The organism is Streptomyces sp. NPDC042102 (assembly GCF_055582305.1).
In genome coordinates, this window is sequence record NZ_JBVJDL010000004.1 from 239,134 (window position 1) to 260,378 (window position 21,245).

Annotated in this window: 17 protein-coding genes; 14 read left to right on the plus strand and 3 right to left on the minus strand. The window is 74.5% G+C overall.

All coding sequences use genetic code 11. The features are described 5' to 3' along the window. Window positions 1–47: 47 nt before the first annotated feature. Window positions 48–572 carry an XRE family transcriptional regulator gene (locus ACZ6KO_RS19235; RefSeq protein ID WP_469305178.1) on the minus strand — a complete coding sequence of 175 codons (525 nt, stop codon included), beginning with the start codon at window positions 570–572 and terminating at the stop codon, window positions 48–50. A gap of 507 nt (window positions 573–1,079) precedes the next feature. Here ACZ6KO_RS19235 and ACZ6KO_RS19240 point away from each other — a divergent pair. From ACZ6KO_RS19240 to ACZ6KO_RS19280, 9 genes are all read left to right on the plus strand, one after another. Then, window positions 1,080–2,471 (plus strand): KamA family radical SAM protein, encoded by a 1,392-nt coding sequence (locus tag ACZ6KO_RS19240; RefSeq protein WP_469305179.1) that lies wholly within the window; start codon window positions 1,080–1,082, stop codon window positions 2,469–2,471. Between the two features lie 22 nt (window positions 2,472–2,493). Continuing rightward, complete coding sequence (gene vioD / locus ACZ6KO_RS19245) at window positions 2,494–3,654, plus strand: capreomycidine synthase (protein ID WP_469305180.1); 1,161 nt, start codon at window positions 2,494–2,496, stop codon at window positions 3,652–3,654. After that, window positions 3,651–5,528 (plus strand): amino acid adenylation domain-containing protein, encoded by a 1,878-nt coding sequence (locus ACZ6KO_RS19250; protein ID WP_469305181.1) that lies wholly within the window; start codon window positions 3,651–3,653, stop codon window positions 5,526–5,528. Before vioD ends, ACZ6KO_RS19250 begins: the two co-directional genes overlap by 4 nt. 73 nt (window positions 5,529–5,601) lie before the next feature. Beyond that, window positions 5,602–6,627, plus strand: coding sequence for an arginine beta-hydroxylase, Fe(II)/alpha-ketoglutarate-dependent (gene vioC / locus ACZ6KO_RS19255; RefSeq protein ID WP_469305182.1), 1,026 nt, complete (start codon window positions 5,602–5,604; stop codon window positions 6,625–6,627). A gap of 7 nt (window positions 6,628–6,634) precedes the next feature. Continuing rightward, window positions 6,635–7,369 (plus strand): hypothetical protein, encoded by a 735-nt coding sequence (locus ACZ6KO_RS19260; RefSeq protein ID WP_469305183.1) that lies wholly within the window; start codon window positions 6,635–6,637, stop codon window positions 7,367–7,369. Window positions 7,370–7,453: 84 nt separating this feature from the next. Next, the gene (locus ACZ6KO_RS19265) at window positions 7,454–9,493 is read left to right on the plus strand and encodes an NAD-dependent epimerase/dehydratase family protein (RefSeq protein ID WP_469305184.1); all 2,040 of its coding nucleotides are present in this window, start codon (window positions 7,454–7,456) and stop codon (window positions 9,491–9,493) included. Further along, window positions 9,490–10,197 (plus strand): PIG-L deacetylase family protein, encoded by a 708-nt coding sequence (locus ACZ6KO_RS19270; RefSeq protein WP_469305185.1) that lies wholly within the window; start codon window positions 9,490–9,492, stop codon window positions 10,195–10,197. The genes ACZ6KO_RS19265 and ACZ6KO_RS19270 overlap by 4 nt, the downstream gene beginning before the upstream one ends. After that, complete coding sequence (locus ACZ6KO_RS19275; RefSeq protein WP_469305186.1) at window positions 10,194–11,426, plus strand: ATP-grasp domain-containing protein; 1,233 nt, start codon at window positions 10,194–10,196, stop codon at window positions 11,424–11,426. The genes ACZ6KO_RS19270 and ACZ6KO_RS19275 overlap by 4 nt, the downstream gene beginning before the upstream one ends. Beyond that, entirely contained in the window at window positions 11,423–12,559 is a 1,137-nt protein-coding gene (locus tag ACZ6KO_RS19280; RefSeq protein WP_469305187.1) for a glycosyltransferase family 2 protein, read from the plus strand. Before ACZ6KO_RS19275 ends, ACZ6KO_RS19280 begins: the two co-directional genes overlap by 4 nt. Here ACZ6KO_RS19280 and ACZ6KO_RS19285 read toward each other — a convergent pair. Beyond that, a complete protein-coding gene (locus tag ACZ6KO_RS19285; protein WP_469305188.1) occupies window positions 12,500–14,179 on the minus strand; it encodes a CocE/NonD family hydrolase in 1,680 nt (559 codons plus the stop codon). The genes ACZ6KO_RS19280 and ACZ6KO_RS19285 overlap by 60 nt on opposite strands. 19 nt (window positions 14,180–14,198) lie before the next feature. Between ACZ6KO_RS19285 and ACZ6KO_RS19290 the strand changes: the two genes are divergently transcribed. From ACZ6KO_RS19290 to ACZ6KO_RS19305, 4 genes are read left to right on the plus strand one after another with little or no spacing between them, the layout of a single operon-like run. Beyond that, a complete protein-coding gene (locus ACZ6KO_RS19290; protein WP_469305189.1) occupies window positions 14,199–15,734 on the plus strand; it encodes an AMP-binding protein in 1,536 nt (511 codons plus the stop codon). Then, entirely contained in the window at window positions 15,731–16,660 is a 930-nt protein-coding gene (locus ACZ6KO_RS19295) for a macrolide 2'-phosphotransferase (protein ID WP_469305190.1), read from the plus strand. Before ACZ6KO_RS19290 ends, ACZ6KO_RS19295 begins: the two co-directional genes overlap by 4 nt. Continuing rightward, a complete protein-coding gene (locus ACZ6KO_RS19300; protein WP_469305191.1) occupies window positions 16,657–17,517 on the plus strand; it encodes an alpha/beta fold hydrolase in 861 nt (286 codons plus the stop codon). Before ACZ6KO_RS19295 ends, ACZ6KO_RS19300 begins: the two co-directional genes overlap by 4 nt. Further along, window positions 17,507–18,265 (plus strand): nucleoside 2-deoxyribosyltransferase domain-containing protein, encoded by a 759-nt coding sequence (locus tag ACZ6KO_RS19305; RefSeq protein WP_469305192.1) that lies wholly within the window; start codon window positions 17,507–17,509, stop codon window positions 18,263–18,265. The genes ACZ6KO_RS19300 and ACZ6KO_RS19305 overlap by 11 nt, the downstream gene beginning before the upstream one ends. Here the strand turns inward: ACZ6KO_RS19305 and ACZ6KO_RS19310 are convergent. Continuing rightward, the gene (locus tag ACZ6KO_RS19310) at window positions 18,241–18,807 is read right to left on the minus strand and encodes a GNAT family N-acetyltransferase (protein WP_469305193.1); all 567 of its coding nucleotides are present in this window, start codon (window positions 18,805–18,807) and stop codon (window positions 18,241–18,243) included. The two genes, ACZ6KO_RS19305 and ACZ6KO_RS19310, sit on opposite strands and share 25 nt — an antisense overlap. Before the next feature lie 230 nt (window positions 18,808–19,037). On the opposite strand from ACZ6KO_RS19310, the gene helR reads away from it, so the two are divergent. Continuing rightward, window positions 19,038–21,206 carry an RNA polymerase recycling motor ATPase HelR gene (helR, locus tag ACZ6KO_RS19315; protein ID WP_469305705.1) on the plus strand — a complete coding sequence of 723 codons (2,169 nt, stop codon included), beginning with the start codon at window positions 19,038–19,040 and terminating at the stop codon, window positions 21,204–21,206. Window positions 21,207–21,245 lie beyond the last annotated feature (39 nt).

Genomic DNA, 21,245 nt, shown 5'->3' on the forward strand with positions numbered 1-21,245 from the left:
GGGCGGCGGCGGGGTGGCCGCGGCCCGGCCCGGCCCGGTTGGTCCGGCTATGCCGACCGATCTTGTCGATCGGCGGAGTTGTACACGACCGGGGACGTTGTGCGGAGATCCGCCGCGAAGATGGCGGACGCGGCCTTCAGGACCTCGTTGGCGCGCCGCAGTTCCTCCACCTCGTGGCGCAGCCGGTGCAGTTCCTCGCGTTCGCGGGCGGACAGCGGGCCCTCGGCGGCCGGGGCACGGGGTACGCGCGGGGCCCGGGAGACCGGGACCGCGAGCTCGGCGGGCCGGGTGGGGCGCAGCTGCCCGGGGGCGGGCTGCGCCGGCACCCGGCCGGGGCGTCTTGGGTGGTCGGACACGGTGCCGAGGGCTTCCAGTTCCTTGCTCAGCCGGTACCAGTGGCGCGACCAGGTGGTGGTGTCGCCGTCGCAGGCGGCGACGTACGCCAGGGTGACTTTCAGTGAGGGCTTGTGCAGCCCGCGCGCGGCCTCGGAGAGGGTGGCGACCGAGTAGTGGGCGCGTTTCGACATGGTGCGGTAGGAGGGGTTGCCGGCTTGACGTCGGAGGGTGCGCAAGCCGTGCGCGAATTCCTCCAGCGGTCCTGCCGTGGGGTCGAGTAACCGCTCTGGCCTGGGCATGTTCCCCCCTGGGAAGTCGATCTTCTCGGTAGGAGTGCGCGCTCGGCGGGCCCGTACAACGACGGCGGGCCGTATCCGGTCGCAGCGGGACAACCCTTCGGAGACTGACGTGGTCGGCGTACAACCTCCGACAGGGGCCACTTAGGGCATTGGTACATGTCGGTGACATATCGATCAAGTGAGCATCCGGGCATTCGAGCCACACAACGGAACTGTCGTCCGATTTCCACCGGCCGCACGGGAGCCCGGGCGTCCGCTCGCCCGTGCGCCACCCCGCCGTTCCGATTCCGTTCCGGTTCTGTTCCGGACGGCGCCGGGTTGTACGGGGCGCATCAGGTCTACGCCCTTGTACAACTTCCCCTCTCGTGTACAACTCCGCGGCTCTGCAAGATCGGTCCACGTCAGGTGAAACGGCCGAAACGGACGGGAATGGGTGGCGACGCGGTGGACACAGCACGCGGGCAGGCCGAGTCAGTACCGCCGGAGGGTGCGTACCAGTACCGGCGCGTCGAGCCGGTGGAGCCCGACTGGCGGCGTTTTCCCGGCTGGCGCGAGGTGAGCGAGGCCCAGTGGGCGGATCCGCAGTGGCAGCGCGCGCACTGCGTCAAGGACGCCAAGGGACTGCGCGCGGTCGTCGGGGACCTGCTGGACGAGGAGTTCTACGCCGACTGGGAGCGGGACCGGCTGCACCGGGCGACCATGTCCGTGCTGCTGCCGCCGCACATGATCAACACGATCGCCCCGGACGCGGCCGGCGCCCGGCCGGGGGAGCTCACCAAGGCCTTCCACGACGATCCGGTACGGCGGTACATGCTGCCGGTGTTCTCCGACCGGCACCCCGAGTGGCCCTCGCACCCGATGGCCAGCCGGGACTCCCTGCACGAGCAGGACATGTGGGTGGTGGAGGGGCTGACCCACCGCTACCCGACGAAGGTGCTGGCAGAGCTGCTGTCGACCTGCCCGCAGTACTGCGGGCACTGCACGCGGATGGACCTGGTGGGCAATTCCACGCCCCAGGTCACCAAGAGCAAGCTGACGCTCAGGCCGGTGGACCGGGCCGAGCGGATCCTGGCCCACTTGCGGGGCTCCCCCGGCATCCGCGACGTCGTGGTGTCCGGCGGGGACCTCGCCAACCTGCCCTGGCCGCGGCTGGAGAGCTTCCTGTCCGGCCTGCTGGAGATCGACTCGATCCGGGACGTCCGGCTGGCCAGCAAGGCACTCGTCGGGCTGCCGCAGTACTGGAGCTCCGCGCCGGTGCTGGACGGGATCGCCCGGATCAGCGAGCTGGCCCGGGCGCGCGGGGTGCAGATCGCGCTGCACACGCACGCCAACGCGGCCCAGCAGGTGACCCCGCTGGTCGCCGGGGCGGCCCGCGCCCTGCTCGCGGCCGGCCTGCGCGACGTGCGCAACCAGGGGGTCCTGATGCGCGGGGTCAACGACAGCGCGCACGAGCTGCTGGACCTGTGCTTCGCGCTCACCGACCACGGGGGCATCACGCCCTACTACTTCTACATGTGCGACATGATCCCCAACGCCGAGCACTGGCGGGTCCCGCTGCACCGGGCGCAGTTGATCCAGCGCCAGATCATGGGCTATCTCCCCGGGTTCGCCACCCCGCGCATCGTGTGCGACGTGCCGCTGGCCGGCAAGCGGTGGGTGGACCAGACCGACGCCTACGACCGGGACCTGGGCATCTCCCACTGGAGCAAGAGCTATCTGACCCCGCTGGAGGCGGCGGACCCGGACGCCCACAGCGGCTCGTACCACTACTACGACCCCATCGACACCCTGCCGCTCTCCGGGCAGCGGTGGTGGCGGGACACCCGTCAAGGGTAGAGAAGGGAGAAGGTCCACAGCCATGAGCAGTCTCCGTCCGCAGCGGGAAGAGCCTCCGGTCCTGGAGGAGTGGTACCGCCGGCACCTCGGCCCCGGCCTGCACGACATCAGCTCCAGCGGTGTCCATCCGTACACCTTCGCCGAGATACGCGACCTGTGCGGGATCCGCACCGAGGACCTGGACGCCGTCGTCATGGACGACAGCGTCTCCCAGGGCGGGGCGGGGATCCGCCAGGCGATCGCCGACCGCTACGCCGCCGGGGACGCCGGCCGGGTCCTGGTCACCCACGGCTCCAGCGAGGCGATCGCGCTCACGCTGGCCACCCTGCTGCGGCCGGGCGACCGGGTCGTGGTCCAGGAGGGCATCTACCACTCGCTGGGCCACTACCCCCGCGAGGCGGGGTGCGAGGTGGCGGTGCTGCCGGCGGCCGCCGTGCGGGACGGGGAGATCGACCCCGGCGTGCTGGACGCCCTGGTGACCGCGGGCACGGCGGCGGTCGTCGTGAACTTCCCGCACAACCCGAGCGGCGTCAGCCTCTCGCACCCCGGGCTGAAGGCGCTGGTGTCCAGGGCCGCCGAGGCCGGGGCGGTGCTGGTCTGGGACGCGGCGACCGCCGAGATCGCGCACCGCTGGGAGGTGCTGCCGGATCCCGGGACGCTCTACCCGCACACCGTCTCCTACGGGACGTACTCCAAGACGTTCGGACTGCCCGGCCTGCGGGTGGGCTGGGCCGTGGCGCCGCCGGAGCTGCTGCGCGCCACGTTCCCGCTGCGCGACCGCACCACGCTGTTCCTCTCGCCGCTGGTGGAGCTGATCGCCGAGCGGGCGATGCGCGCCGCCGACCGGCTGATCGGGCTGCGGGCGGCGGAGGCCGGGCGCAACCTGGACCTGCTGACGGCGTGGATGGCCGAGCACGAGGAACTGGTGCGCTGGACGCCGCCTGAGGGCGGGGTGTGCGCGCTGCCGGTGATCCGGGAACTGGAGCGGCCGGGCACGGCGCCGACGGCGGTGGAGGACCTCTGCCGCGAACTCCTCGCACGGCACCGGACGCTGCTGGTGCCGGGCACCGCCTTCGGCGTGCCGCACGGGGTGCGGCTGGGCTTCGGCGGCCGCGAGGACGACTTCCGCGCGGGGCTCACGGAGCTGTCCGCGTTCCTGCGGGCGCGCGGGGGCCGGGGATGAGCCCCGCGGACGCCGCTCCCCCCGACGTCCCGGACACCGACTTCCTCGCGCAGTGGGAGCGCTCGGTACGGCGGCACGCCGACGCCCCCGCCCTGGTGACCCCCGAGCGCGTGCTGAGCTACCGGGAGGTGGACCGGCTCACCGGCGCGTGGGCGGCCTCGTTCGCCGGGCGCGGCGCCGGGCCGGGGCAGATCGTGGGCCTGGCCTTCGGCGACCCGGCGCGGACGGTGCTGGGCATGCTCGCGGCGCTCAGGAGCGGGGCCGGGTTCACCGTGCTCGACGACCGGCTGCCCGCCGCGGCCCGTACGGCCCTCGTACGCCGTACCGCGGCGGCCGTGTGGGCCGGCGACGGGGCGCACGCGCCGGACGGCGCGTACGTACCGGACGGCACGGCGGAGCCCGGCACCGGCCCGGCGCCGCGCCGCGCCGGTGCCGGCGACCTCGCCTACGTGCTGTTCACCTCGGGGTCCACCGGGCAGCCCAAGGGCACGGTGGTGGAACGCGGTTCGCTCGGGCGGTTCGCGGCGGCGGTAGCCGAGCGGCTGGAGCTGACCGCCGGGGACCGCTGGCTGCAAGTGGCCTCGCTCGGCTTCGACGTGGTCGTCGAGGAGGTCTTCCCGGCCCTGGCGAGCGGCGCGGCCGTGGTCTGCCGCGCCGACACCCGCGCCCTGGACGCCGGGGAACTGCACACCCTCATGGCGGACACCGGGACCACCGTGGTCGAACTGTCCACCCAGTACTGGCTGGAGTACGCCCGCTGGCTGACCGCGGCCGGTCTGCTCACCCCGCCCCGGCTGCGCACGGTCGTGGTCGGTGGCGAGCGGATGGACCCGGAGCCGTACCGGCGGTGGCAGCGCAGCCAGCCGGCCGCCCTCGCCCATGTCTACGGACTGACCGAATGCACCGTCAGCTCCACCTTCTACACGGGCCGGCTGCCCGACGGGGCCACCGAGGTGCCGCTGGGCCGTGCGCTGCGGGGCGTGGAGATCAGCGTCCGGCGGGACGGCGCACCGGTGCCGGACGGCGAGACCGGGGAGATCCACATCGGCGGCCCGCTGGTCGCCCGGGGCTTCCTGGACGACGACGCCGCGACCGCGCGCCGCTTCGTGCGCGACCCGCTCGCCGCCGATCCCACGGCCCGCGTGTACGTGACCGGCGACCTCGGCCGCATCGACGGGGACGGCCAGGTGGTCTTCCTCGGCCGGGTGGACGACCAGATCAAGATCCGCGGCCACCGGCTGGAGCCGGCCCGGGTGGAACGGGCCCTGTGCGAGGGCGCGGACGTGGGGCAGGCGGTGGTCTTCCCCGACCCGGACACCGGCACGGCACTGTGGGCGTTCACCGTGCCCGCCGACCCCCGTCAGGCCCCGCCGCCCGGGGAGGCCGTACGGCTGACCGGCCCGGACCGGGACGCGCTGGTGGCACGGCTGGCCGCGGCCCTGCCCGACTGGGCGGTGCCCCGGGTGATCCACCAGGTGTCCGTCCTGCCCAAGAACCCGCACGGCAAGGTCGACAAGCGTCTGCTGGCCCGCTGGGCGGCGACGGCGGGCACGGCGATCGCGGGAACGGCGCCCGGCGTACCCGCCGCACCCGGCGGGGAGCCCGGCCAGGAGTCCGGCGACGCCCCTGCCGAGGAGCCGCTGCGCACGGTGCTCGGCCACTTCCGCGAGGTCCTGCGGGCCCCCGCCCTCGGCCCCGACGACAACTTCTTCGACCACGGCGGGCAGTCCCTGCTGGCCCTGCGCCTGCTCGCGCAGCTGCGGGCGGCTCTGCCGGCCGCCGCGTCCCTGCGCGCGAGCGCCCTCTTCTCCTCCCCCACCCCGCGGCTGCTGAGCCGGGCGCTCACCGCCGCCGCGGCCCCGCCGGGGCGCTGAGCTGAACCAGCGCCCGCACCAGTGGCGGCTGCTCCACCCATCAGGTCACTCTTCCCACGTAACGAGAGCTGGCATGTCGAACCTCACCACGACCGCGTACACCCTTTCCGCCGACGAAGCGGCCGCCACCGAGGACCTGACCCTCGAACTGGCCCGCGCCTACCCCTCCTTCGGGGACCCCGTCCTGCTGCGCGACCTGCCGCGCCTCGCGGCCCGGCTGCCGCTGGGGGTCCAGCACTTCCTGCGCGAGTTCCAGCTCGCCGACCGCGACGGCCACGCGGTGATCCGCGGCCACCGGTTCGACCAGGAGCGGATCGGCGCCACCCCCGACCACTGGCGCGGCCGCGGCCGGCCCGGACCGGAGTTCCCCGAGGAGCTGGTCCTGATGCTCTACGCGGCGCTGCTGGGCGAGCCGTTCGGCTGGGCCACCCAGCAGGACGGCCACCTGGTCCACGACATCTTCCCGATCCGCCAGCACGAGAACGACCAGCTCGGGATGGGCAGCAAGGAGCTGCTGACCTGGCACACCGAGGACGCCTTCCACCCGTACCGCAGCGACTACCTGATCCTGGGCGCGCTGCGCAATCCCGACCACGTGCCCACCACGGTCGGCGAGCTGGACCTGTCCTCGCTGTCGGCGGAGGACATCGGCATCCTCTTCGAGCCGCGCTTCCACATCGCCCCCGACGAGTCGCACCTGCCGAAGAACAACACCATCGCGAGCGAGGAGGAGGCGGCCAGGTTCGCGACCATCCAGAAGATGATCGACGAGCGTCCGCTGGGGCCGCTGCTCTACGGCTCCCGCCTCGACCCGTACATGCGCCTGGACCCGTACTTCACCTCGGTGCCCGAGGACGACCCGGACGCCCAGCGCGCCTACGACGCCCTGTTCAAGGTGGTCGACGCCGGGATGCGGGAGGTCGTCGCCGACGAGGGCGACGTGCTGTTCATCGACAACCACCGCGCCGTGCACGGCCGGCTGCCGTTCACCGCGCGCTACGACGGCACCGACCGCTGGCTCAAGCGGGTCTGCGTCACCGCCGACCTGCGGCGCTCGCGGGAGATGCGGGCGAGCGCCGCCTCCCGGCTGCTCGGCTGAGCCGGCGGTGTCCCTCACGCTCACCGACCTGTCCCGGGATCCGTGGCTGCTGCCCGAGGTGGACCGGCTGATCGGGTCGAACATGCCGGAGTTCATGGGCTGGGAGTCCCCCGGCAACTGGCGCTGGCACGGCATGTACGAGCAGTACCCCGGCCACCAGCTGTGCCTGGTGACCGGGGACGGGCAGCTGGTGGCGGCCGCCAACGGGGTGCCGGTCGCCTGGGACGGCACGCCCGGGGGGCTGCCGTCCGGCACCGACGAGGTCCTGGTCGAGGCCGTCGACCAGGGCCCGCCGCAGCGCCCGGACGCGGTGTGCATGCTGTCGGTCTCGGTGGCCCCCGGGCACCGGGCGGCCGGCCACGCCGAACGCCTGCTGACCGCCGTGCGCGAGGCCGCCGCCGGGAGCTGCCCGCGCGGGGTGGTCATCCCGGTCCGGCCGACGCGCAAGCACCGCTACCCGCTGATCCCGATCGAGCAGTACGCGGCCTGGCGGCGCCCGGACGGCAGCTGCTTCGACCCGTGGCTGCGCACCCATCTGGGGCTGGGCGCCCGGCAGCTCGGCATCGCCGCCGAGTCCCTGGTGATCCGTCAGCCGGCCGCCCGCTGGGAGGCCGTACTGGGCCATCCGCTGCCGGGGCCCGGCGACTACCCGCTGGCCGGCGCGCTGGTCCCGCTGCGGGTGTCCGAGGACGGCCACGGGACGTACGCCGAGCCGAACGTCTGGGTCCACCACGCGCCCTGAGGCCGCCGCGCCGCTCCCCCGCTCCCCCGCGCTCCCCCGCTCCTGATCCACCACCCCCTCGACTTCACGAACCCTGGAGAACCCATGCCTCCCGTACGCCTTGCGATCGTCGGATGCGGCGCCGCCGCGCGCGGCTGCCACCTGCCCGCCCTGCCCCCGCTCAAGGGGGACGTGCAGCTGACCGCGCTCGTCGACCGCGACCCGCGCCAGGCCGAGGCCGCGCTCGCCCTCTACCGCGAACTGGGCGGCGAGGGCGCCGACCAGGTGGTGATCGCCACCGACCCGGCGGACGCCGCCGACGCCTTCGACGCGGCCGTGGTCGTCGTCCCGCACACCCTGCACGCCGAGACGGTCGAGTCGCTGCTGGCCGCCGGCAAGCACGTGCTGCTGGAGAAGCCGATGACCACCTCGGTCGAGGACGCCCGGAGACTGGCCGAGTCCGCCGCCCGCGACCCGCGCACCGTGCTGGCCATGGCCCACCCGCGCCGTCTCTTCCCCGCCTACGCCTGGGTGCGCCGCCTGATCCGCGACGGCGAGCTGGGCACGGTGCTCAAGGTCGAGTGGTCCGAGGGCCACCCGTACGCGTGGGAGCCGGTGTCCTGGTCGATGTTCGACCGCCGGCTCGCGGGCGGCGGCGTGCTCACCGACACCGGCTCGCACGTCCTCGACACCCTGCTGTGGTGGCTCGGCCCCGAGGTCGAGGTGGTGTCGTACGAGGACAACGCGCTCGGCGGGGTCGAGACGGACTCCTCCGCGCACCTGCGCTTCGGCACGGTCGACGTGTACACCGACTTCAGCCGGCTGCGCGACCTCGGCATCTCCTGCACGGTCACCGGCACCGAGGCGACCGTCACCATCGGCACCGACTTCCCCGCCGGCGAGTGCACCCTGATCACCGCCGAGGGCAAGGAACTGCACCGCGGCGACGTCGAGGCCGTGGCCCCGGCGCAGGACGAGTGGGAGCTGCTCTTCACCGAGCAGCTCGCCAACTTCGCGGCCGCCTGCCGCGGGACGGCCCCCGTGCACTCCGGGCCCGAGGACGGGGTCCGCGTGGTGGAGCTGATCCAGGAGTGCTACGGCGAGGCCACCCGCCGGCCCGAGCCGCAGCCGTGGACCACCCGGCCGGCGGGCGCGCCGCGCGCGCTGGGCGGCCGTACCGTCGCCGTGACCGGGGCGAGCGGATTCATCGGCGGGCGTCTGGTGGAGCAGCTGGCGCTGACCACGGACGCGCGGATCCGGCCCGTGGTGCGCGGCTTCGGCCGGGCGGCGCGGCTGTCGGTGCTGCCGCAGGAGCGCATCGGGTTCCGGCGCGGCGACGTGCTGGACACCGCGAGCCTGCGGGAGGCCTTCGAGGGCTGCGACGTGGTCGTGCACTGCGCGTTCGGCAGCGACGGCGACGAGGACGCGCGCTGGGCGGCCACCGTCGAGGGCACCGCGAACGTGCTGGCCGCCGCCCGGGACGCGGGCGTGCGACGGGTGGTGCACATCAGCACCGTCGACGTGTACGACGCCGCGCTCGCCGGCGCGTTCACCGAGGAGGCGGCCGGCCGGGCTGCCGACCCGGCGGACCGCGAGTACGAGCAGCAGAAGCTGGCCGCCGAGCAGCTGGTCCTGGCCGCCCACGGCGCGGACCTGGAGACGGTGGTCCTGCAGCCCGGCGTGGTCTACGGGCCGTGGGCCGGGCAGTGGACCACGGCCCAGCTCCAGCGCCCGGCCGGCGACTTCGCGGAGCTCCCGGCGGGCGAGGGCGGCGGCGCGTGCAACGCGGTGTACGTCGACGACCTGGTGGACGCGGCGCTGCTGGCGGTCACGGCCGAGGGTGTGGGCGGGGAGCGTTTCCTGATCGGCCACGGCGAACCGCTGGGCTGGGGTGCGTACTTCGACGCGATCCGGGCGCTGCGGCACCTGGACGCGCCCGAGCCGGGCGCGAGCGGCGGCGCGGTCCCGGACTGGGAGCTGGAGCTGTACCGCTCCACGGCCCGGGCCCGGTTCGGCAAGGCGGCCGAGCGGCTGGGCTTCCGGGCGTCGGTGGACTTCGCCGAGGGCGTCGCGCTCACCACCCGATGGGCGGCCTGGGCCGGGCTGGCGCCCGCGGCCGGGGCCGGCGGGGAGAACCGCGGATGAGCGGGGTCACCGATGTGCTGGTGGTCGCCCCGCACCCCGACGACGACGTGATCGGGTGCGGCGGGTCCATCGCCAAGCACGTGCGCGACGGCGCCCGGGTGACCGTGGTGATCGTCATCGGCCGGGAGCGCTCCGCGCTCGACGACGCGGTCACGGACGCCGAGTTCGCCGCCGAGACCGAGGCCGCGGCCAAGACGCTCGGCGTGCACCGGTGCGTCCGTCTCGACGAGCCCTCCCGGGACTTCGCGCTCACCCGCCGGGTGCACCTGGACCTCGTCCGGGTGATGCGGGAGGTGCGTCCGCAGGTGGTGTACCTGCCGCACGACAACGACGACGACGTCGAGCACCGGATGGTGCACCAGCTGACCACCGAGGCGCTGTGGATGGCGCAGTCGGAGTTCTTCCAGGAGGCAGGGGCGCGGCCCATGCCGGCGCCGCGGCTGGTGCTCGGCTACGAGGTGTGGGCGCCGATGGCCCGCTTCCAGTACGCCGAGGACATCGGCGCGCAGATCGAGACCAAGGTCGAGGCGATGCGCGCGTACGTCTCGCAGCTGCGGCACGCCGCCTGGGACGAGGGCATCCGGGGGCTGGCCCGCTACCGGGGCGCGATCGCCTCGGGTTCGGGGCACGCCGAGGTGTTCCAGGTGATCAGCCTCACCGGCGGCGCGCACGCGGTGGCGGGGCCGGGAGGTGGTGGGTCGTGATCGACCGGGTCCTGGTCTGCGGTCTGGGCACGGGCATGGACCACTCGCTGGCCGGACTGCGGGCCATGCGGCTGGAGGTGGTGGTGGCCACGGACCGCCCCACCGCCCGGGTCCGGGCCGCCGCCGACACCCTGCTGGTGTGCGATCCGAACGACACGGTGGCGGTGCTGTCCGAGCTCGCGGCGGCCGGGATCGACCGGCTGGACGGGGTGTTCTCGCTCGGCGCGGACAACCCTCCGGTGGTCAGCGCGGTGGCGCGCCGGTTCGGGTGCCCCGGGCTGCCCCTGGAGACGGCCCTGGACTGCACCCTGAAGGACCGCCGGCTGGCGATCCTGCGCCGGGCGGGGCTGGAGCTGCCCCGGCACGCGGTGGCGGAGGACGTGGAGGAGGCGGTGCGGGCCGTCGCGGCGACCGGCCTGCCGGCCGTGATCAAACCCTGCGACCAGACCGGTTCGCTGGGCGTGATGAAGGTGGAATCGGCCGAGCGGGTACGGGAGATCGCGGCGGAGGCGCTGCGGCTCAGCCCGGCCGGCCGGATCGTCGTCGAGGAGTTCCTGGAGGGGACCGAGCACACGCTCGCCGCCTTCCTGGCCGGCGGTGAGTTCCATCTGATCGGCTTCGCCGACCGCGAGTACGGGCGCAAGGAGGAGTTCGCCCCGTACTTCTTCGAGGGCGGCGACACCCTGCCCAGCCGGCTCGCCCCGGACCAGATCGAGGAGATCGCCGACACGGTACGGCGTGGCGCCGAGGCGCTGCGGCTGGACCCGGCGGTGATCAATACGGACATCCTGCGGACCCGGGACGGCCGGGTGGTGCTCCTGGAGATCACCTGCCGGCTGACCGGCGCCCGGATCGCCACCGAGGTGATGCGGCTGGCCACCGGTGTGGACCCGCTGCCCAACGTGGTCCGGCTGGCGCTCGGCCGCCCGCTGGAGCCGGCCGAGCTGGTGCCGACCCGCGCCGGCGCGGCCGTCCAGCGGTTCCTGCCGGCCGACGGCGGGGTCGTGGAGTGGGTCGGCAACCCGCAGGACGTGGCCCGGCGGGCCGGCGTGCACGACGTGTTCTGGGGCACGGAGCTCGCGCCCGGGACGGTCCTGCCGCCGTACACCGGCGGGTCCGACGTACTCGCCGGTGTGATCGCGCACGCCCCGGACCTGGCGGAGGCCGAGGCGGTGGCGCGGCGCGTGCTGGCCGCGCTGCCGATCCGCTTCAAGGACCCGACCCCGTGACCACCGACAGCGCCGACACGGCGGAGACGAAGGAGGACCCGATGGCCACCGAGCTGGTGGACGAGGCGGAGGTCGAGAAGGGCATCGCGCGGACCGGTGTGGTCATCGCGCTCCGCGACGACCTGCGGATCGCCGACTGCATCGACTCGATCGACGAGGACGTGGAGATCGTGCTCGCCCTCAACGGGCCGAGCGACGCCATCAGGAAACTGATCGCGGAGCACCCCCGGCCGCTGACGGTCACCGAGATCGAGGACGTGGGCAACCTGGGGGCGGCCTACAACGCCGGGGCCGCCGCCACCGACAAGCAGTACCTGCTGCTGATGGACTCCGACTGCACCTTCGCCCCGGGCGTGGTGCGCATGATGGTGCGGGCGGTGCTCACCGAGCCGGTGGTCAAGGGCCAGGTGGTGTACGGGGAGTCGGAGGGGCTGCTGAGCCGGCTCACCGCGCGGGTGCGGGAGTTCGACGAGGGCGACTACGTCAGCGCGCTGTCGCCGCCGCTCATCTACAACCGGGCGATCGTCGACCACATCGGCGGCTACCACTTCGACGAGCTGATCCACTGGTGCGAGGACCGGGAGTTCGACTTCCGGCTCCAGCTGGCCGGGATCCCGGTGGTGTACCTGCCGCAGGCGCGGATCTTCCACGACGCGCAGCACGGCTTCGCGAACATGCGCAGCTACTTCCGCTACGGCGTGGGCGAGGGCATCGCCCAGGAGACCGGGGTGTTCACCACCCCCGCCGTGCCGGTGGCGTGGCGGCTGTTCGAGGCCTCCCGCACCCTGGTGCACTGCGCGCGGGACAAGGGGGTGGGCGCGGCGGCGTACTACGCGCTGCTGAAGGCCGCGTTCCACACGGGTACGGCGCACCACCTGCTCAACGACCCGTACGGGGTGCGGGAGCGCTATCCGGCGGCGGCCAAGCGCGCGTGGATGGTGCGCTCGATCCCGCAGCACAGCACCCGGCTGACGCCGGCCCAGCTGCGCCGGCTGCGGCGGGCGCACTGGGAGGCCGGGCGGAAGATCGAGAAGATCCGCGACCTGTCGGTCTTCCACCCGGACAGCGTCCGCTCAGTCGGTGACGGGCCGGGCGCCGGGCCCGGTACCGAGCCGCGGCAGCAGCAGGCGTGAGGGGTGGTCGCCACCATGGTGCACGGTGTGGTGCGCGACCACCCGCGGGTGCACGTCGAAGCGGGGCGCGTTGCTGCCGGCGATCTCCAGCCGGACGGCGTGACCGGGGCGGAAGACGTGCCCGACCGCGCCGAGCACGACCTCGACCGCCACGGGCCGGCCGGGGCCGGCCGCCCCGGTCGCCCCGGCCGCCCCCGGACCGGGGGCCGGGAGGCGGCGGATGCCGTCGCAGAGGATCTCCGCCCGGCCGCCGGGGTGGACGTCGACCAGCTTCGCGGTCACGTCGGCACCGGCCGCGTCCGGTGTGACGTACGCCGTGAGCCGGACCTCGCCGATCACCGTGAGCGGGGCGGTCAGGGCCGGGGTCGTGAAGCACAGGACGTCGGGCCGCCGTTCGACCTCGCGCTGGTCGAGGGGGCCGCAGTCGCCGCCGACGAACTGGCCGGGCAGGGCGGTGGCACCCCCCGCGGTGGGGACCGGGTCGGCCGGGTCGTGGCGGACCGCGTGGGCGCCGGCACCGGACGGGGCGCCCGCGTCGGTGAGCGCGCCGCCGGCGGCGAGGTGCAGGACGTACGGCCCGGTGCCGGCGACGGGCCAGTCGGGGAAGGTGCGCCACCGGTCGGCCCCGGTGAGGAACAGCCGGACGCGGCCCGGGCCCGGGTCCGCGGGCCGGTGGCGTACGTGGCGGTCGAAGTGGGCGAGGTGGAGGCCGGTGACGTCCACCTCCTGTTCGTCGGCGGCGACCCCGTAGCGCCGCTGCGGAAAGATTCCGTCGCGCACGCAGTGGGACCAGGGTCCGACGACGAGTTCCGTCTCCACGCCTTCGGCGCGCATTCCCCGGTAATTCTCCAGGGCACCGGCGAGGAATATGTCGTACCAGCCGGTGATGTGGAGTGCGGGCATTTTCGTCTCGGCATAGGATTCCCGCGGCGCGGAACGCCTCCAATAGGGGTCCCCGGTGGGACGGTCCCGCCATCGGCGGTAATACGGGGCCAGCCGGTCCAGGAGGGCGGCGGCCCGCTCCGGTTCGCGGTAGAGGTCGTCGATCCGGTCGACCGCGCCGGCCACCTCGCGGGCGTCGGCGGCGTCGAGGCCGGCGCCGGAGAGCAGCAGGTCGTAGAGCACCCAGTACAGGACGAAGCCGAGCTGGAACGCGCCGCCCTGGTACGTCCAGCCCTCGTCGAATCCGGAACCGGCCACGTGGGGCGCCACCGCGCGCAGCCCGGCGGGCCGCCGGGAGGCCGCGAGCAGGGCGGCCATGCCCTCGTAGGACCGGCCGAACAGGCCCGCGGTGCCGTCGCACCAGGCCTGGCCGGTGGCCCAGGCCACGGTGTCGGCGCCGTCCTCGGCCTCGTGGCAGTACGGGTCGAAGGCGCCGCCGGAGCCGAACCGGCCGCGGACGTCCTGCACCAGCAGGGCGTATCCGGCGCGCACCATCCGCAGGCCGTCCACCGAGGCTCCGCCGGGATTTCCGGATTTTCCGTAGGGAGTGCGCCGGATGAGAACGGGAACCGGTGCGGAGGTGTCCGGCCTATAGAGGTCCGCAGTCAATAAGACGCCGTCCCGCACGGGTATTTTCAGGTCGTGTTCCACAATGATACGCACCCGCCCATATTCCATCAGAACAAGGAAATTGACAATGCGCTCGGCCGAAATCGCCTTTCTGGAACCCTTCTTCGCGACCGCCCGTGACGATCCCGGGCGGCCGGCCGTCGTCGACAACGGACTGGTGGTCGGCTACGGCACGCTGGCGCAGTGGGCGCTCGAGGTGGCCGGCGCGATCGAACCGGCGGAGCCCGCCGGACCGGCCGGCCCCGGCGGCGCGCGGGGGTGGCAGCCGCCGGTCGGCGTCGTCGTGCACCACTCGGCCCGCGATGTCGCGGCCATGCTCGGGGTACTGGCGGCCGGCCGGGCGTACGTGCCGCTGGAGGCCGGGTACCCGGCGGCGCGGCTGGCCGCGACCCTGGAACGGGTCGGCTGCCGCGAGGCGGTGGCCACCGCCGAGGACGGCTACCAGCCGCCGGTGGCGAAGGTGGTCCGGCCGCGCTGGACCCCGGCCCACGGCCCGGTGCGCGGCGGCGCCGTGCCGGCCGGGCCCGCGGATCCGGCGTACGTCCTGTTCACCTCGGGCTCCACCGGGGAGCCCAAGGGGGTGGTGGTGCCGCACCGGGCGCTGGGGGCGGTCGTACCCCGGCTGCGCACGCTGTACGGGATCGACGCGGACGCGACGGTGCTGCACTTCCACGGGGCGGGCGGCGACACCAGCCTGGAGGAGATCCTGCCGACGCTGACGGCCGGGGCCACGCTGGTCGTCGACGACGCGGCGCGCGAGCGGTTCGCCGCCGTGGTGGAGGACCAGGAGGTGTCGGTCGCGGTGCTGCCGACGGGATTCTGGAACACCCTGGTCTCGGATCTGCTGCACGGGGGCGGGCGGTTGCCGCGGTGCCTGCGGACGCTGGTGATCGGCGGTGAGGCGGTCCGCGCCGACATGCTGGAACGCTGGCACCGGCTGCCGGGCGCGGCCGGGGTCCGGCTGCTGAACACGTACGGGTCGACGGAGACGGCGCTGGTCACGCACGCGATCGAGCTGGCCGGGCCGGACGTGGCGGCGCCGCCCACGATCGGCGGGGACCTGCCGATCGGCTTCCCGCTGCCGCACGTGGGTCAACGGGTGGACGAGAGCGGCGAGTTGCTCGTGTCGGGGGAGAGCCTGGCGCTGGGGTACCACGGCATGCCCGAGGCGACCGCCGCCCGGTTCGGTACGTCGGACGGTGTCCGCTGGTACCGCACCGGGGACCTGGTGGGCACCGCGCCCGGCGGGGCCCTGGTCTTCCGGGGGCGCGGCGACCACCAGGTGAAGATCCGCGGCCACCGGGTCGACCTGCTCGACGTGGAGGCGCAGATCGGGGCGTGCGAGGGGGTCGCCGCCGTCGCGGCGGCCCGTGTGGAGGGTCCCACCCACACCTCACTGGCCGCGTTCTTCGTCCCCGTGCCGGGGCAGCCGCCGCAGGAGGTGGCGGACCGGATCCGGGCCGAACTGGCGCTGGTGGCACCGCCGCACATGGTGCCCAGCCGGATCGTCGCGGTCGCCGCGCTGGAACAGACGCACACCGGCAAGGTCGACCGGAACGCGACCCGCGACCGCCACCTCGGCGGGACGGCGGCGGCCCGGTGACCCAGGACACCTCTCCGCGGCAGGACCCGGACCGGCGCGCGGCGCGGCAGGAACTCGCCGCGTACGCCTCGGAGTTGCTCGGGGTCGAGCTCGACCCCGGGTCCGCGCGGCCGGACGAGAGCGGCTGGGACTTCCTGGTGACGCACATCCGCGCCCGGGACGGTGCGTGGTGGATCCTGCGGGAGCCGCGGCGCCCGGAGGCGGTACGTCAGCTGGAGCGGGAGGAGGCGGTGCTGGCCGCCGTACGGGACCGGATATCCGTACCCGTACCGGACTGGCGGCTGCGTACGCCCCGGCTGGTCGCCTATCCCCGGCTGCCCGGGGAGCCGGCCGGTACCGAGGACCAGGACCGTCTCGTCTACCGCTGGGCGATCGATCCGCTCGCCCATCCGGACGGCTATCTGGGGCCGCTGGCACGGGCGTTGGCAGCGGTGCACGGCACCGCGGCCGCCCTCCCCGCGACGAGTCCCGGGGAACTGCGCACGGCGGTCGCGGACAAGCTGGCGCGCGCCCGCACCGAGCTGCGGCTGCCGGGGGCGCGCACCCGGCGCTGGCAGGCCTGGCTGGACGACGACGAGCTGTGGCCCGACCGGCTGGTACTGGTCCACGGTGACGTCCACCCCGGACACACCCTCGTGGAACGGCCGTTGTCCGGTCCGCCGCGCCTGTCGGGACTGCTGGACTGGGCGAACGCGAGTGTCGGGGACCCGGCCGCCGACTTCGTCGACCTGCTCTACGCGGGCGGGCCGCCGGTGCTGGACCGGCTGCTCGACGCCTACCGGGACGCGGGCGGCGAGGTCCGGCCGGGGATGCGGGCGCACGTCCTGGCCCGGGCCTCGTTCCTGTGGGTGCACGTGGCCCTGCGCGGTCTGGACACCGGCCGCCCGGCGTGGGTGGAGACCGCGATGAGCAGGATCGCCGGATGAGCACGGGGCGAGGGGGCCAGGTAGCGCCGGTGCCGGGCCCCGTGACCGGGCGGACCCCGGGCGGGATCCGGTACGCGGTCCACGGCGCCGGTGAGCCCTTGGTCCTGGTGGCGGGCGGCGGCGGGTCCGGTGCGATCTGGCAGGACCGCCAGGTGCCCGCGTTCACCGCGGCCGGCCACCAGGTGATCACCTTCGACCACCGGGCGCCCGGCAGCGCGTCCGCGTCCGCGGCTGCGTCCGCGGAGGACCTCGCGGACGACGTACGGGAGGTGGCGGCCGCGCTGGACCTGCCGCCCTGCCGGCTGGTGGGCCACTCCTTCGGCGCGCTCGCCGTGCAGGAGCTGCTGCTGGCCGTCCCGTCCGCGGCCACGGCCGCGGTGCTCGCCGCCACCCGCGGCCGGCCCGACACGGTGGGCGACGCGCTGGCCCGGGCCGAACGGGCGGCGGCGGAGCGGGACCTGCGGCTCCCGGCGGCGTACGAGGCCGTCGTCCGCATGACCCAGAACCTCTCCCCCAGGACCCTGGCGGACGAGTCGGCGGCCGAGGAATGGCTGGACCTTTTCGAGCTGTCGGCGCTCTCGGGCGGCCCCGCCGTGCGCCCGGTGCGGCCGCTGACCCGCAACCGGCTGCCCGCGTACGCGGCGATCACCGCCCCGGTGCTGGTGGTCGGCTTCGCGGACGATCTGCTGGCGCCCGCGCGGCTGGGCCGGGAGGTGGCCGCGGCGGTGCCCGGCGGCCGCTACCTGGAGCTGGCGGACTGCGGCCATCTCGGCTTCCTGGAACGGCCCGAGGCCTTCAACGAGGCCGTGCTCACCTTCTTCGAGACGACCCCCACGGGAGACCCCCATGCCCTCTGACCCCACCCTCCGGCCCGCCGGGGTACGTGTCGTGCACGTCGACGAGGACCCGCCCGCGGCCTGGTCGGCCGCGGTGTACCTGTGCGGCCCGACGCCCACCGACCCGCGCGAGGCGTCCTGGCGGCCGGCGGCCGTGGCCGCGCTGCGCGAGCGGTGGACGGGCGGGGGCACCCTCGCGGTGTTCGTCCCCGAGCCGTCGCCCGGCGGCCACTACCCGGCGTACGCCGACCAGATCGCCTGGGAGGAGGAGGCGATGCGGCTGTCCGACGTGGTCGTCTTCTGGATCCCGCGCGACATGGCCCGGCTGCCCGGACTCGTCTCCAACATCAAGTGGGGCACGTGGTGCGGCTCGGGCCGGGCGGTGCTGGGCGCGCCGCCCTCCGCCGAGCGGATGGAGTACCTGCTGCACTTCGCCGACGCGCTCGCCGTGCCGGTGGCGCGGACGGTCGAGGAGACCGTACGGGTGGCCCTGGACCGGATCGGGACGGGCGTGCCCCGGGCCGGCGGGGAGCGGGCCGTACCGCTGCCGGTGTGGCGGACCGGGCCGTTCCGGCGGTGGTACGGGGAACGGACGGCGGCCGGGGACCGGCTGCTGGACGCCCGCGTCGAGTGGTTCGGCGGGGCGGGGGCGCAGGCCGGGGCGGAGGCGGCCGAGTGGCTGCTCACCGTGACGGTGGCGCCCGCGGACGGATCCGCCCCGGCCGTCACGCGGCTGCTGGCGGCTCAGGGGCAGGGCATGCTCATGTAGAGGGCGTGCTCACCGGCCGAGGGCGTGCCCTCGTAGAGCGAGGTGTCCAGTCCGCAGAAGGCGAAGCCCATCCGGCGGTAGGCGTGGATGGCGGGGGCGTTGATGCTGGTGACCTCCAGCCAGATGTGGCCGGCGCCGCACTCGCGCGCGAACTCCACGGCGTGCCCCATCAGGGCGCGTCCGACGCCCCGGCCGCGGTGGGCGGGCGCGACCTCGATGTCCTCGATGGTCAGCCGCCGGTTCCACGGCGCGTAGGAGACGGCGCAGAACCCGGCGAGCGCGTCCCCGTCGAGGGCGACGAAGGTCCGCGCGCCGGGGTCCTCGTCCTCGTCGTCGTCGCCGTCGTCTTCGGGCTCGTCCTCGGGGAACACCTTGTGGACCGGCGGGTCCACCGCCTCCTCACGGATCCCGAACCCGTCCTCGCCCACGGTCACCCGGAACACGGAGTGCGTGGTGAAGGACCCGTCGAGCGCCTCGATGGCCTTCCCGTCCTCGGGCCGGGCCAACCGGTACACGAGGGGCATGTCGTCAGCATTGGTCATGACACGACCGTACGACCGGCCGGAGACCCGTTGATCGACTTTCGGCCGCGGCGCCGGCTCAGCGGCGGACCGGGAGAAGGGGTGCCGGAGGGGGCGTCAGAGGGGGTGGCTGAGGGTAGTGCCACCTCTGGCCACTCTCAACTTATAGCGCACAGGGGGGCTTGCGGCAAGGCCCCGGTGATCACGCAGAATCTCGGCTCGACGACATCGCCAGCCGAAAGTTGATGATTTTGAACCCTGTCACCACCAGCGCGTTCGACCTTCCCGGGCACCTCTCCCCCAAGGCCGACCCGGCGCTGATCGCCCGTGACGAGCAGCACTTCGCGGCTCTCGGGCACAGCCTCCGGCAGGCGATCGCCGAACTGTCCGGCCGGCTCGACGAGCTGCGCCGGGCGCCCGGCGGCGCGGGCCGGGAGGCGATGGACCGGGACGCGGAGATCCACCGGGTGACCGCCCGGCTGCGGACCCTGCGGCGTTTCGGGCTGGACCTGTGCCTCGGACGCGTCGTCGGCGCGGACGACCCCGAGCCGGTCTACATCGGACGCCTCGGCCTCACCGACGGCGACGGCCGCCGGCTGCTGATCGACTGGCGCTCTCCCGCGGCCGAGCCGTTCTTCGCCGCCACCCACGCCCGCCCGATGGGCCTCGCGAGCCGCCGCCGCTACCGCTGGACCCGCGGCCGGATCGGCGACTACTGGGACGAGGTGTTCACGGCCGACGGCTTCGAGGGACACGCGGCACTCGACGACCAGTCCGCCTTCATCGCCAGCCTGGGCGGCAACCGCTCGCCCCGGATGCGCGACGTGCTCGGCACCATCCAGGCCGACCAGGACGCCATCGTCCGCGCGGGCTCCCGCGGCGCGCTCGTCGTCGACGGCGGCCCGGGTACGGGCAAGACCGTCGTCGCCCTGCACCGCACCGCCCATCTGCTGTACTCCGACCCGCGCCTGGGCCACCGCCGCGGCGGCGTGCTGTTCGTCGGCCCGCACCAGCCGTACCTGAACTACGTCGCGGACGTCCTGCCCAGCCTGGGCGAGGAGGGCGTGCGGACCTGCACCGTGCGGGACCTCGTCGCCGAAGGGGCCGGCGCGCCCGTGGAGAGCGATCCGCGGGTGGCGCGCCTGAAGGCGTCCGCGGACATGGTGAAGGCGGTCGAGAAGGCCGTCCGGATCTACGAGGAGCCGCCCACCGGGGCGATGACCGTCTCGACGCCCTGGGCCGACGCAACGCTGAGCGCCGACGACTGGGCCGAGGCGTTCGAGGCGGCGGCCGGGACCCCGCACAACGAGGCGCGCGAACTGATCCGGGAGGAACTGGCCACGATCCTGCTGGACAAGTGCGACGAGGAGGACGTGCCGCCCGACATGTTCCGCAGGTCGCTGCGGCACGACGAGGAGCTGGTCGGGGCCCTCGACCGGGCGTGGCCGCTGCTGGAGGCGGCCGACCTGGTCGGCGACCTGTGGACGGTGCCCGCCTACCTGCGCCTGTGCGCTCCCTGGCTGGCCCCGGACGAGGTGCGCGCGCTCCAGCGCCCGGACGCCCCGCACGCGTGGACGGTCTCCGACCTGCCCCTGCTGGACGCGGCGCGGCAGCGGCTCGGCGACCCCGGGGCCGCCCGGCGCCGGCGGCGGCGCGAGGCCGCCGTGGCCGCGGAACGCGAGCGCATGGCCCTGGTCATCGACGAGATCCTGTCCGCCGCCGACTTCGCCTCGGCCGGTGACGACAGCGAGGGCGCGGTGCGGATGCTGCGCGGCAGGGACCTCCAGGACAGCCTGGTCGACGAGGACGCCCTGCCCGGAGCGGACGTGGACCGGCTCGCCGGTCCGTTCGCGCACATCGTCGTGGACGAGGCCCAGGAACTGACCGACGCGGAGTGGCAGATGCTGCTGCTGCGCTGTCCCTCACGGAGCTTCACCATCGTCGGGGACCGGGCCCAGGCCCGGCACGGGTTCACGGAGTCGTGGCGGGAACGGCTGGAGCGGATCGGGCTCGACCGGATCGAGATGGCCTCCCTGAGCATCAACTACCGGACACCGGCGGAGGTGATGGCGCAGGCCGAGCCGGTCATCCGGGCCGCGCTCCCGGACGCCAACGTGCCCACGTCCGTCCGCGCCGGCGGTGTGCCGGTCGGCCGCGGGTCCGCCGCGGACCTGGACGCGGTCCTCGCCGACTGGCTGGCCGCCCACGCCGAGGGGACCGCCTGCGTCATCGGCGCTCCCTCCTTCCGGGCCACCTCCCGCGTCCGGTCGCTGACCCCGTCGCTGGCGAAGGGCCTCGAATTCGACCTGGTCGTCCTCGTCGACCCGGACAGGTTCGGCGAGGGCGTCGAAGGAGCGGTCGACACCTACGTCGCCATGACGCGGGCGACCCAGCGGCTCGTCGTCCTCACGAGCCCGTGACGCACGGTGCGGGGCGCGCCGGGCCGGCCACGGCGGGCC

Coding starts and splice junctions, on each gene's coding strand:
- vioD (WP_469305180.1), top strand. CDS start 2,494: ATGAGCAGTCTCCGTCCGCAGCGGGAAGAGCCTCCGGTCCTGGAGGAG.
- ACZ6KO_RS19250 (WP_469305181.1), top strand. CDS start 3,651: ATGAGCCCCGCGGACGCCGCTCCCCCCGACGTCCCGGACACCGACTTC.
- vioC (WP_469305182.1), top strand. CDS start 5,602: ATGTCGAACCTCACCACGACCGCGTACACCCTTTCCGCCGACGAAGCG.
- ACZ6KO_RS19265 (WP_469305184.1), top strand. CDS start 7,454: ATGCCTCCCGTACGCCTTGCGATCGTCGGATGCGGCGCCGCCGCGCGC.
- ACZ6KO_RS19270 (WP_469305185.1), top strand. CDS start 9,490: ATGAGCGGGGTCACCGATGTGCTGGTGGTCGCCCCGCACCCCGACGAC.
- ACZ6KO_RS19285 (WP_469305188.1), bottom strand. CDS start 14,179: ATGGAATATGGGCGGGTGCGTATCATTGTGGAACACGACCTGAAAATA.
- ACZ6KO_RS19290 (WP_469305189.1), top strand. CDS start 14,199: ATGCGCTCGGCCGAAATCGCCTTTCTGGAACCCTTCTTCGCGACCGCC.
- ACZ6KO_RS19300 (WP_469305191.1), top strand. CDS start 16,657: ATGAGCACGGGGCGAGGGGGCCAGGTAGCGCCGGTGCCGGGCCCCGTG.
- ACZ6KO_RS19305 (WP_469305192.1), top strand. CDS start 17,507: ATGCCCTCTGACCCCACCCTCCGGCCCGCCGGGGTACGTGTCGTGCAC.
- ACZ6KO_RS19310 (WP_469305193.1), bottom strand. CDS start 18,807: ATGACCAATGCTGACGACATGCCCCTCGTGTACCGGTTGGCCCGGCCC.